This is a genomic window from Blautia sp. DFI.6.71 (assembly GCF_020593585.1).
GTDB lineage: Bacteria > Bacillota > Clostridia > Lachnospirales > Lachnospiraceae > Blautia_A > Blautia_A wexlerae.
In genome coordinates this window covers 17,919-30,077 of the sequence record NZ_JAJDMJ010000046.1, presented here as the reverse complement: position 1 = coordinate 30,077, position 12,159 = coordinate 17,919, and the positions used below count along the sequence as shown (strand labels likewise).

The window sequence follows — 12,159 nt, the reverse complement described above, 5'->3', positions numbered from 1 at the left end:
GAAACAAAAAAAGAAAGGAAGTATGTTGTTTTTGCTTCTAATAACATCATACAAGAAAAGAATGATACTTGCAAAAAAAATTTATAGAAGCTGCGGCAGATAATATTTACAGGAATTTGAGATATTATAATGGAAGAGGAAAGGATGTAGCGGAATATCTTAGAGATGTGGATTCATTGCGGAAGCAGATTGGAAAAACAAAAACAATAGAAGAATTAATGGGGTTTGAAGGAAATATCCGAAGAAGGTATTATGCAGCGTGGAATGTAATCGTAAATCAGGAAATAAAATTTGAAAAAAGAGTTATGCATCCACCAGATAATATGATTAATTCGTTGATTTCATTTGTGAATACATTGATTTATACAAAAGTGCTTAGTGAAATTTATCATACGCAGTTAAATCCGACAATCAGTTATTTACATGAGCCTGGGGTAAGACGATTTTCTTTGAGCTTGGACATTGCAGAAGTGTTTAAACCACTGATCGGAGACAGATTGATTTTTTCACTGTTAAATCGAAAGCAGATTACGGAAGATAGCTTTACGAAGGAATTAAATTTTTTACATTTGAAAAAAGATGCGTCTAAACTGATTGTCTCAGAACTCGAAAAAAGGTTGAAACAATCAGTGATGCATAAAGACTTAGGCAGACAGGTATCTTATCAGTATTTATTAAGATTGGAATCATATAAACTGATAAAACATCTGATTGGCGAAAAAGAATATGAGGGATTCAGAATATGGTGGTGAGTTATGTATATAGTATTAGTTTATGATGTAAGTCAGGAAGAAAACGGTGCAAGACGCTGGTCAAGAATTTTTAAAATATGTAAAAAATATCTGACGCACATCCAAAATTCTGTATTTGAAGGTGAATTGTCAAAAGGACAGCTGGCACAGCTGCAAAAAGAATTAAAAGAGTATATTGATAAAGAATTAGATTCTGTAATTATTTTTAAATCTCGGCAGGAAAAATGGTTGGATAAAGAATTTTGGGGTAGGAAGGATGATTTAACGAGTTTCATATTATGATTGTCGACGTCAGATAGAGTAAAAACTTCAGGAGGTCGACAATGCTTGAGATATCAGGAAAATTTCAAAAATGAGAGCTGTCTAGAAAGATAAAAATAAGTATAAAATAATGAAGTGACAAGATTGACAGAAAGTGGTAAGATTATATCTGTATTGTAAGGATGAATAGACGACGGGTATTAATAGAAACATCGTGGAATGTAAAGGGTAAAAGAGATTGACCGGAAACTGAGCAGACGACGTATTAATAGAAACATCGTGGAATGTAAAGGTATACACAGAAACAACACTACGCCAGAAACTGGAGTATTAATAGAAACATCGTGGAATGTAAAGACACTAAAATTTCCAGTCTTTTTCTTGTTTCCAGAGTATTAATAGAAACATCGTGGAATGTAAAGTTGGTTCTGATGGGGAAGCAATTAGTTTTAAAGAGTATTAATAGAAACATCGTGGAATGTAAAGATCTGTGCAAGTAAGTTGTTGCAATCCAGAATCGCCGTATTAATAGAAACATCGTGGAATGTAAAGAAAACCGAGAAAACATCAGCGAAAGCAACTGCAAGAGTATTAATAGAAACATCGTGGAATGTAAAGATGACATTAAGCTATGGAATTACAGCGTTAAACGAGTATTAATAGAAACATCGTGGAATGTAAAGAGAGGACAGGTTATCGCTACCCCTGTTGAGAACATCGTATTAATAGAAACATCGTGGAATGTAAAGGCAGAACAGGCAGCAATAGCAGAGCTGGAAAAGGAGTATTAATAGAAACATCGTGGAATGTAAAGGTGTTTCTTGATATAGAGGATAAATGTCAGGAAAATTGTATTAATAGAAACATCGTGGAATGTAAAGAGTCTTTTCCGGAAGGAGATTTGATTCCCATATCGGTATTAATAGAAACATCGTGGAATGTAAAGCAAACATCTTCTTTTTCTGAATAGATCAACGCCCCGTATTAATAGAAACATCGTGGAATGTAAAGTATATTGCTCATATTTCGCTCATATAAGGTTCTTGTATTAATAGAAACATCGTGGAATGTAAAGTGCGAATGTATTTCCTTTTTCTATCTGATACACAGTATTAATAGAAATATCGTGGAATATAAAGTTCTGAAAGTCTACACCACTTACATCCGGATTCTCCGTATTAATAGAAACATTGTGGAATGTAAAGCTCATAAACAGCACTTCACAGTCTATTTCTGTATCGTAATAATAGAAACATTGTGGAATGTAAAGTATGTAAAATAATAAGAAGAATTCACTTCTGGATTTTGTATTAATAGAAACATTATGGAATGTAAAGAAATTTTGATAGACGAATTCAATAACAATATGTTACACTTTATGAAAGTTAGAGTTTAATATATCAAATATAAAGGGAAGTGTGTCTATTGAAACAAATTAAAAAGAAACTTCCAATAGGAATAGAAAATTTCGCAAAGCTTCAGGCGGAAGATTTCTACTATGTAGACAAAACGATGCTTATCAAAGAACTTCTGGATAATTGGGCGGAGGTGAATCTGTTTACACGTCCGAGAAGATTTGGTAAAACACTGAATATGAGTATGCTGAAAGCATTCTTTGAATTAAACAGTGATAAGAATTGCTTTAGAGACACAAGAATTTCCAGAGAAGTTTATCTTTGCGAACAATACATGGGAAAGTTCCCTGTGATTTTTATTTCCCTGAAGAGTATCAGCGCGCAAACTTATGAAAAAGCCTGTGATATGGCAATTCAGATTGTGAATGGCGAGGCGCGTAGATTCCAGTATTTACTGGAAAGTGAACGTTTGACAGAATATGATAAGGATGCGTTCAAATCATTGCTTCTGCCGGATATGAAGGAATCTGTTCTGTGCAGCAGTCTGAGGATTCTGTCAGAACTTCTGGAGAAACATCATGGTCAGAAAGTTATCTTATTGATTGATGAATATGATGTGCCTCTGGCGAAAGCATTTGAATTGGGATATTACAATTCAATGACTCTGCTGATCCGTAACTTGTTTGAAAATGCATTAAAAACAAATGACAGTCTGAAGTTTGCTGTGCTTACAGGCTGCATGCGTATCTCAAAGGAGAGTATTTTTACAGGATTAAATAATCTGAAAGTTTTGTCAGTGGCAGATGTACAGTTTGATGAATATTTTGGATTTACGGACAGTGATGTAAAGAATATATTGGAATATTATGAACTTTCTGAGCATTATGATGAAATAAAAATGTGGTATGACGGATATCGGTTTGGAAATGTAGAGGTTTACTGTCCCTGGGATGTGATAAATTATTGTGATGAATTGCGTATAAACAATATGGCGCAGCCACAGAATTACTGGTCTAATACTAGCAGTAATGAAGCGGTGAAACGCTTTATTCAGGAGACTGATAAGGGAACGGTCAGAAAGGAAATTGAGAAACTGATAGCAGGAGAAACAATTGTAAAGGAGATTCATCAGGAACTGACATATCAGGATATGTATGCTTCGATTGAAAACCTGTGGAGTGTTCTTTTTACTACGGGATATCTCACACAGACCGAAAGAAAAGATGCAAATACGTTCATGCTTACCATTCCTAATATGGAAATACGTAATATTTTTCTGACACAGATTATGGAATATTTTAAGAAAACTGTTTCTGAGAATGGAGAAGCACTTGAAAAATTCTGTAATGCATTAAAAGATGGAAATTCCGAAGTGGTAGAACAAAGTTTGAACAATTATCTGAAAAGGACCATCAGTATTCGGGATACCTTTGTAAAAAAACAGATGAAGGAGAATTTTTATCATGGGATTTTACTTGGAATTCTTGGATTTCAGCAGAACTGGAGTGTGTCATCAAATAAAGAATCGGGTGATGGATACAGTGATATTTTGATAGAAACAGAAGATCAGGAAACAGGAATCATTATAGAAATAAAATATGCCGAAACAGGGAATCTGGAAGCTGTCAGTGAAGACGCATTAAAACAGATAGAAGACAGACGATACGAGGATCAACTGCTGGAAGAGGGAGTAGAGCATATTTTGAAGTACGGTATTGCATTTTACAAAAAGAAATGCAAAGTAATAGTAGTCAAATAAAGGAATTCCAGAGCATCCTCCTGACAAGAGGTATACTCTGGAATCATGTTTTTGAAGGCTTGATTTATATAAGATTATTCCATCTCGTACAAAGAGGAGAATATTTTTAATGATCTTCCATGGATGTGCCAAGAATTTCCAGAGTATCAATATCCTTTGAGAGATATTCCAGGTATAACTGACCAAGACTACTTAAAGGTATTTGAGCAATAGTCAGGTAACCAATATGAAGCAGTCCGATATCATTTTCCAGAGACTTTGCGATAATATTTCCCATCCCCTTATGAAATGCATCTGCGTTACTGTTAGGAAGATCCGGACCGATACTGAAACAGTCTGTTTTTCGAACAAGAGCAATCTTTGTGCAGCGGTCACTGACATGGACATTTTTATTTAAAAGCTTGTAAAACAGCGGTTCTTCTGAGAAATGGGAAGTTTCCAATTCTTGGTCGTAAGTAACGAAAGGATATTTTTCCAGATCCTTTATAGAAAGGACAGGAAGAGAAGCCAGTGGATGACCAAAACGGAGAAACACATAATTTTTGACACTTTTGATTTCATGAAATTCAATATCATAAGAAGAAAATAAAGTCTGCATGCTGCGCATATGAGGTTCATGTATTGCTACAACTCCCAGTTCACTTTTTCTTCCTGCTACGTCATGGATAACTGAATTAGTATCGCATTCGCGGATTGCAATATCATAGGTTGGAGAGTTAATTTCTGCTAAAAAGCTGGTAAAGGCCCGCACTGCAGATGGAAGATGCTGACAGGATACTGAAAAACGCATAGGCAGCGATTTCCTTGCATGGTAGCGCTGCTCAAGATACTGAGACTGTTCTACAATTTCTTTGGCATATTTAATAAAGTCTTCTCCATCGTAGGTAAGGGAAACGCCACGATTTGTCCGTTTAAAAATAGTAATACCCAGATCAGATTCCAGCTCTTTTACAGCAGCAGAAAGTGTAGACTGAGAAACAAAGAGATTTTTTGCTGCTTTAGAAAATGAATGACTGTTGGAAATTTCCAGCATATATTTCAGATTTTGCAATGTCATAGATAAAAACTTCCTTTCTGTGAATTATGCTATCAGAAAAATTGATTGCTGGCAATAGAAATTATATTAAATTAAAGTAAGAAATGTTTCTTGTAATCGATTAATCTGCATGATATAGTAGAACAGACAATTAAAGCAGAATATTTTATGGAATCCGGTCAAATGCCGGAGCGGTGCCGCCACTGTAGGATGGAGCATTCATAAAAATACACTGGGATTTCCGGGAAGTATATGAATGTGAAGAAGTCAAGCCAGGATACTTGGATATTTTGCCGGAACCCCGATTTAACGAGTCATTAAAAAGGGTGAGCTGCAGATAAGTTTTTTGCGCCCTTTTTTGTGATGAAAAGGGTGTTTTTTTATTTTACAGATAAGGAGATAAGGAATGAAAAAAAGATCAAAGTTTCTTGCCATGTTACTGTCGACAGCAGTAGCTGTTTCCTCGCTTACAGGAATCAGCGTATTTGCAGCTGACAAAACATCTGGAGAGGAGGAAACCAGAACAGTTGTAGACGCCACCGGAGCAGAAGTAGAAGTGCCTGCACATCCGAAGAGAATTGCAGTTCCAGCAATGGTTCTGCCAAATATGGTTTATGCATTACAGGGAAATGCAGAGAATATGGTATCTATTCCACCGGCAGCATATTCAGGATGGGAAATGTCTATTTTGAAAGATCTGGCTCCGGAACTGGAAGATGTAGATACTACAATGGTAAATGATGACTTTTCAGTAAATGTAGAAGCTCTTGCAGATGCAGATGTGGATTTAGTACTGAACTGGGATTCAGAGACTGACCAGGCAGAGCAGTTAAAGGCATTGGGAATTCCATGTGTACTTGTGTCTTCTGCAAAAGATATGGACGGCCTGAAAAATCTGGTTACTATGCTGGGAGATGCATTAAACTGTGCGAATCGTGCAAAACAGGCAACAGACTGGTATGATGAAACCATGGATTATTTCAACAGCAAGGCAGATGAGGTTGCTGCTTTATCAGAGGATGAAATGCCAAGAGTTCTTCATTTCCAGAATGTACATGAGATGACCTGTTATACAGGTGGGATTAATACTTATATTACAACACTTGAAGGTGGACAGAATTTCACACTTCCTGAAGACATTACAGAACCTTCAATGGAAACAATCCTAGAATATGATCCGGAGATTATTTTTATCAGTAATTTCGATGATGTAACTCCGGAAGATTTCTATGAGAACAAACTGGAAGGACAGGATTGGAGTAACGTGAGTGCTGTTAAAAATCATAAGGTTTATAAAGTTCCATGTGGATTATACCGCTGGGCTCCGCCAAATGCATTTGAAAAACCACTTTATATGAAATGGACAGCATCCATTGTACAGCCGGAAATCTTTTCTGATTATGATATCAGAACAGAAATCAGCGATTTCTATAAAGATTATTATGGATATGAGCTCAGTGATGAGCAGTTGGACAGCCTTTTGAGACTGGATTTAAATAAATAAACAGAAAAGAGACAATTACATTGAAGGATAACAAAAAGCATAAAAAAGCAGAGTATGGAATACTGATTACCGGACTGATCATACTGCTGGCAGCTGCATGTATTATTGCGTTGTGTGCAGGACAGTACAGTGTTTCTGTTCCAGAAGTGATCAAGATACTTGCATCCCGATTTGTAAATGTGACAAAGACATGGAGTAACACGGCAGAAGGCGTAGTATTTACACTACGCCTTCCACGTATTATAGGAGCAGTGTTAGTTGGCAGTGCATTATCCTTATCAGGAGCTGCTTATCAGGGAGTATTTAAGAATCCGCTGGTTGCACCGGATCTCCTGGGTGTTTCTTCTGGCGCATGTGTAGGTGCATCAGTGGCAATTTTGTTACATTTAAATTCATTTGGTGTGCAGGCAATGGCATTTGTGGCGGGGATTTTAGCAGTTGGACTTACTTTATTTATTCCACGCCTGATAAAAAATACAAATATGACAATGTTGGTATTGTCAGGAATTATTGTCAAAGGAATCATGGATTCTGTAATGGGAATCATCAAATATGTTGCAGATCCGGAGACAGAACTGCAGTCTATTACTTACTGGCAGTTGGGCAGCCTGACAAAGGTATTGCCGAAAGATTTGTTTACTGTAGGACCGGTGATTGTTGCAGCATCAGTGATTATTTTTCTCCTCAGATGGAGGATTAATATTCTTTCACTGGGAGACAGAGAAGCAAAGACATTGGGCGTTTCAGTTACAGTTGTTCGAAACTTTATTATAATCTGTGCGACATTATTGACGGCATCTGCAGTATGTATCAGTGGAACGATTGGATGGATCGGACTTGTGATTCCGCATTTTGCACGAATGCTTACGGGTCCGGATAATACGAAAGTGATTCCCGCCAGTATTTTAATGGGAGCTATTTTTATGGTAGTCATTGATACTCTGGCAAGAGCTTTGACAAGTGTAGAACTTCCGCTGAGTATTCTGACCGGAATTATTGGTGCACCATTTTATATTATTATACTTGCCAGACAAAGGATGAAATTATCATGATATTAGATGTACAGGATTTATCATTTCGATATAGTAAAAATACGAAACCTATTTTTCATAATGTAAATCTCCAGATGGAAAAGGGAGAAATTCTCACAATTCTTGGCGCCAATGGCGCAGGAAAATCAACGCTTTTAAATTGTCTGGCAAATATTTTGGAACCTTATTCCGGAAAGATTCTGGTAAATGGAGCCTCTATTCATGATATGAGTCTGAAAAAAGCTGCACAGCTGATTGGTTATGTACCGCAGAACCATGCTCCGGTATATGACTATTCAGTGAGAGATTTTATAGTAATGGGAAGGGCTCCGCATCTGGGAATGCTGGAAAAGCCATCGGAAAATGACTATGCGATCGTGGATGAAGTTATACGGGAACTGGGAATTGAAAAGCTTGCTGATAAAGCATATACACAGATCAGCGGCGGAGAACGACAGCAGGCACTGATCGGACGTGCTATTGCACAGCAGCCGGAGATTATTATGTTTGATGAACCGACCAATCATCTTGATTATGGAAATCAGCTCCGTATGGTCCATAAGATAAAAAATCTTTCTAAGAAAGACTATACGGTTATTATGACAACCCATATGCCAGATCATGCAATGATGATAGGCGGAAAAACAGCTATTCTTGGCAGGGATGGAACATTGAAAGTAGGAAAGACAGAAGAAATTATTACAGAAAAGAAACTTGAGGAACTTTATCAGGTAAAAACCCGAATTGTATATATTCCAGAAGTTGGAAGAAAGGTTTGTGTGGTAGCAGAACAATGAAAACCAGAAGAGTTGCTTTTTATGGTAAAGGTGGGATTGGGAAATCAACGATTGCTTCTAATGTATCTGCATTACTGGCTATGCAGGGGAAAAAGGTTCTGCATATAGGATGTGACCCCAAGGCAGATTCTACCAGACTTTTGTGTAAAGAACGGATAAAAACAGTTCTTGAGGTACTTGAAGAAAAAGATTATCCGGAGAGAGAGGATCTGGTGTACAGATCAGAATCCGGTGTCTGGTGTGTGGAATCCGGTGGTCCGGAAGCTGGAAACGGATGTGCAGGTATGGGAATCATTACTGCCATGAAAGAACTGGAACGTATCGGAGTGCTTGAGGAAGACTGGGATGTAATTATTTATGATGTTCTGGGAGATGTGGTATGTGGCGGATTTTCCGTGCCAATGAGACAGGGATATGTAGATAGAGTTTATATTGTATCTTCTGCGGATTTTATGTCTTTATATGCTGCAAATAATATATTAAAAGGTGTTGTGAGCTATTCAGATGAAAGAAATCTGCTGGGAGGCTTTGTATTTAATCATATTCGCGAGCAGGAAGAAGAATGTATAGCAGAGGAGTTTACAAACCGGGTCAAAGGAAGAATGGCAGCAATTATCAGAGAAAGTAAAGAACTGAAGTTGGCTGATTTCAGAAAAGAGATTTATACTCAGAATATGTCAGCTTCAGACAGTGAAAATTGGAAAGCGTTTTGCAGACTTTCAGAAGATATATGCAGGACAGATGAGAGAAGCGTAAGCAGATCACAAAATAAAGCAGAGGAAGCACTTCCTATTCCATTAAATGTAGATGAGATAGAAAAATTTGGTATGGAACTAAGCAGGAAATTGGATAAATTATGAGAGGTTTTGAAATTGAGAGAACATTGGATGAGGATACCTGTTCAATGGAAACGCTACCGGAAAAAATTCTGAAAGTCCCGGGAATCGCACTTGTAGCAGCCGGCACTCCTGCGTGTCTGATAGGCCTGTATGATTCAGCGGCAAGAATCAATTCATTGGATCGTTTATTTCTTTGTCAAATATCTTCTGTAGAGTACAGTCTGGGAAAACAGGGAAAGAAAATATGGGAGGCAGTAGAGCTGGCAGCAAATACAGAAGGAATTAGAGGAGTGATTATATATTCTTCCTGTATGGAAGTTCTGACAATGTGGGATTTTCAAAGAGAAAAAAAGAAAATTCAATGTAAAGTACCAGTGGAAATTCTGTACAGAGGACCACTTGTAAAAAGACTGGCTACACCATTAGAAGAATTGAAAATGATTTTTGACAGATGGAATATTGAAATTGATGAGTTAAATGAAAAGAAGTCTCATAGTTTGGAAAGTATGGAATCAGAGGAATCGTTATGTAAAAAAATAAATACAAACAGAAATATGCATGCAGTCAAACCATCTGAAATTCAAAAACCCTATTTTATACAGGAAATCAGGAATCTTGCACATAAAGAATGTGATATCTTACTATTTACCCCGGGCGGCTGCACCAGCTCTCTGAAACGTTTGCCAATCAATAACCTGAAAAATGTATGGAACACAAGATTTACTGACTATGTTCTAAGTCAGGGAAACATTATTCAGATTTCAAAGGAAATAGAACAAAAATTTCCACAAAAGAGACCGCTTTACCTGTTGGAAGCAGCAATACCAAGATTTACAGGAATTAATTTGGATAAGATTGCAGATAATCTCAGAAAGGCAGGAAAGGAAGTTTATTATATTCCGGAAGACAAATACAGATAAAATAGAAATCTCTTTGACGGGAGTTAAGAAAGCTGACTTGGTTATGAGCAAGTAGCGAAGCGGATTGCGAATATCCGTTTGACTAGAGGGTGTAGAGGATGATGTGCTGTAGAAGCAGCAGAACCATTGAGGGATAGTTGTCCAATGGTTCTGCTTTTTACTGTCTGTATTGATGAAGTTGCTTAATGTAACTGGAACACAACAGTTTCGTAAGGTTTGAGTACAAGTGTTCCAATTCCGTATTCAACTTCATTTTCTCCGTAATTGGAAATGATTACGGGAGTGTTGCACGGTAATTCAATATCTTCAGCGCCATAATGGAATTTCTGCATGGATGCAGAGAAATTATGCACTGCCAGCCATGTCTCGTTCTGCCAGCTTCTGGTGTAGGCAATAATCGGTCCCTCTTCCGGGCAGCAGAGTTTGAAATCTCCATGAGCCATTATCGGGTGTTTTTTGCGTAGTGCGATGAGATTCTGGTAGAATCTGAAAACAGAAGCGTCATCATTCATCTGGCTTTCTGCGTTAATGAGTTTGTAGTTTGGATTGACACCAAGCCATGGAGTATGCTCAGAAAATCCGCCGTTTGGACTGTCGTTCCACTGCATAGGCGTTCTTGCATTATCACGGCTGATACTTCTGGATTCTGCCAGTGCTTCTTCAGGAGAAGCTCCCTGTTCGATCATGGTTTTATAATAATTGCGGGTATCAATGTCATTGTAATCATCGATAGATGGGAAGGCAACATTGGTCATTCCCAATTCTTCGCCCTGGAAAACAAAGGGGGTACCGGGAAGTGTGTGCAGATAACATGCCAGCATTTTTGCAGATTCTGACCAGAATTCTCTGTCATTTCCGTAAAGGGAAACCTGACGCGGTTTGTCGTGATTACTTAAAAATCTTGCCCACCATCCGTCTTTTTTCAGGATTTCATAATCTTTCTTAAGATCACGTTTCATTTTCTCTGGTGACCATGTCTGGATTTCAACAATCGGAGGGACAAATGGAATAGCCATGTTAAATTCTTTGCTTGCTGCGCTGGAATAGTTGATGGCATCCTGTTCATTGTTGATATTAACTTCTCCTACACTCATCAGATTGTCGGGAGTCATTGTTTCTGCAACCATTTCACGGATGTAGCGGTGGGTTCCCTCCAGATTTACACACGCTACAGTACCAATGGGTTCATTCATATCTGCACGTCCGTCCAGTCCTTTGTCAAGATAACTGATGGCATCAATGCGATATCCGTCAACACCTTTCTCATTCCAGAAACGGATAATATCAAAAATTTTCTCTTTAGTTTCCGGATTATCCCAGTTCAGATCCGGTTGTTCTTTAGCAAAGAAATGGAGATAGTATTGTCCACGTTCAGGAACATATTCCCAGGCACTTCCGCCAAATACGGACATCCAGCAGTTGGGTGCGCCTCCGTCCGGTGCAGGATCACGCCAGATATAGTAATCACTGTAAGGATTATTGCGGGATTTCTTTGATTCTAGGAACCATTTATGTTTATCTGAAGAATGGTTCAGGACCAGATCCATGATAATGGCGATGCCTCGTTCATGTGCACCGTCGCGGAAAGCATCCCAGTCTTCCATAGTTCCGAATTCTTCCATGATCGCGAAGTAATCAGAAATATCGTAACCGTTATCCACATTCGGAGAAGCATAGACAGGAGACATCCATACTGCATTGATGCCAAGCTCCTTCAGATAATCCAGCTTCTCAATCATTCCCTTCAGATCACCGATTCCATCATTGTTGCCATCTTTAAAACTTCTTGGGTAAATCTGGTAGATCACCAGATCTTTATACCAGTCTTTTTTGTGCTTCATATGTATATCCTTTCGTCTTTTTGCATAAATAAAATCTAAAATTATTATATTGTATTGTGCAAAA

General features: G+C 37.9%; 10 protein-coding genes, 1 CRISPR repeat array and 1 riboswitch. Of the genes, 8 read left to right on the top strand and 2 right to left on the bottom strand.

The annotated features are described in order from the left end of the window. Positions 1-68 precede the first annotated feature (68 nt). The 3 genes from cas1b to LJE12_RS15445 all read left to right on the top strand — a co-directional run bounded on the left by cas1b (position 69) and on the right by LJE12_RS15445 (position 4,127). On the top strand, positions 69-752 hold the full coding sequence (gene cas1b / locus LJE12_RS15455) for a type I-B CRISPR-associated endonuclease Cas1b (protein ID WP_330381049.1): 684 nt from the start codon (positions 69-71) through the stop codon (positions 750-752). A 3-nt stretch (positions 753-755) separates the two neighbouring features. Beyond that, complete coding sequence (cas2, locus tag LJE12_RS15450; RefSeq protein ID WP_055058097.1) at positions 756-1,034, top strand: CRISPR-associated endonuclease Cas2; 279 nt, start codon at positions 756-758, stop codon at positions 1,032-1,034. A gap of 176 nt (positions 1,035-1,210) precedes the next feature. After that, positions 1,211-2,350: direct repeats of the CRISPR family, unit length 30 nt; unit sequence GTATTAATAGAAACATCGTGGAATGTAAAG. 88 nt (positions 2,351-2,438) lie between these two features. Then, on the top strand, positions 2,439-4,127 hold the full coding sequence (locus tag LJE12_RS15445) for an AAA family ATPase (RefSeq protein ID WP_118338927.1): 1,689 nt from the start codon (positions 2,439-2,441) through the stop codon (positions 4,125-4,127). A gap of 106 nt (positions 4,128-4,233) precedes the next feature. On the opposite strand, the gene LJE12_RS15440 is transcribed toward LJE12_RS15445, so the two are convergent. Then, positions 4,234-5,184, bottom strand: a complete 951-nt coding sequence (locus LJE12_RS15440) for a LysR family transcriptional regulator (RefSeq protein WP_062808018.1) — start codon at positions 5,182-5,184, stop codon at positions 4,234-4,236. Positions 5,185-5,333: 149 nt separating this feature from the next. After that, a riboswitch (cobalamin riboswitch) is annotated at positions 5,334-5,444 on the top strand. A gap of 125 nt (positions 5,445-5,569) precedes the next feature. Here LJE12_RS15440 and LJE12_RS15435 point away from each other — a divergent pair. From LJE12_RS15435 to LJE12_RS15415, 5 genes are read left to right on the top strand one after another with little or no spacing between them, the layout of a single operon-like run. Then, entirely contained in the window at positions 5,570-6,667 is a 1,098-nt protein-coding gene (locus tag LJE12_RS15435) for an ABC transporter substrate-binding protein (protein ID WP_118338926.1), read from the top strand. Between the two features lie 20 nt (positions 6,668-6,687). Then, the gene (locus LJE12_RS15430; RefSeq protein ID WP_118338925.1) at positions 6,688-7,719 is read left to right on the top strand and encodes a FecCD family ABC transporter permease; all 1,032 of its coding nucleotides are present in this window, start codon (positions 6,688-6,690) and stop codon (positions 7,717-7,719) included. Beyond that, entirely contained in the window at positions 7,716-8,495 is a 780-nt protein-coding gene (locus tag LJE12_RS15425) for an ABC transporter ATP-binding protein (RefSeq protein WP_118338924.1), read from the top strand. Before LJE12_RS15430 ends, LJE12_RS15425 begins: the two co-directional genes overlap by 4 nt. After that, entirely contained in the window at positions 8,492-9,355 is an 864-nt protein-coding gene (locus LJE12_RS15420) for a nitrogenase iron protein NifH (protein ID WP_118338923.1), read from the top strand. The genes LJE12_RS15425 and LJE12_RS15420 overlap by 4 nt, the downstream gene beginning before the upstream one ends. Then, entirely contained in the window at positions 9,352-10,254 is a 903-nt protein-coding gene (locus LJE12_RS15415; RefSeq protein WP_118338922.1) for a hypothetical protein, read from the top strand. Before LJE12_RS15420 ends, LJE12_RS15415 begins: the two co-directional genes overlap by 4 nt. A gap of 182 nt (positions 10,255-10,436) precedes the next feature. Here the strand turns inward: LJE12_RS15415 and LJE12_RS15410 are convergent, their stop codons facing one another. Continuing rightward, complete coding sequence (locus LJE12_RS15410) at positions 10,437-12,095, bottom strand: glycoside hydrolase family 13 protein (protein ID WP_227227084.1); 1,659 nt, start codon at positions 12,093-12,095, stop codon at positions 10,437-10,439. Positions 12,096-12,159 lie beyond the last annotated feature (64 nt).

Excerpts from the sequence above, each read along its gene's own strand:
- cas2 (WP_055058097.1), top strand. The coding sequence starts at position 756 with ATGTATATAGTATTAGTTTATGATGTAAGTCAGGAAGAAAACGGTGCA.
- LJE12_RS15440 (WP_062808018.1), bottom strand. The coding sequence starts at position 5,184 with ATGACATTGCAAAATCTGAAATATATGCTGGAAATTTCCAACAGTCAT.
- LJE12_RS15435 (WP_118338926.1), top strand. The coding sequence starts at position 5,570 with ATGAAAAAAAGATCAAAGTTTCTTGCCATGTTACTGTCGACAGCAGTA.
- LJE12_RS15425 (WP_118338924.1), top strand. The coding sequence starts at position 7,716 with ATGATATTAGATGTACAGGATTTATCATTTCGATATAGTAAAAATACG.
- LJE12_RS15420 (WP_118338923.1), top strand. The coding sequence starts at position 8,492 with ATGAAAACCAGAAGAGTTGCTTTTTATGGTAAAGGTGGGATTGGGAAA.
- LJE12_RS15415 (WP_118338922.1), top strand. The coding sequence starts at position 9,352 with ATGAGAGGTTTTGAAATTGAGAGAACATTGGATGAGGATACCTGTTCA.
- LJE12_RS15410 (WP_227227084.1), bottom strand. The coding sequence starts at position 12,095 with ATGAAGCACAAAAAAGACTGGTATAAAGATCTGGTGATCTACCAGATT.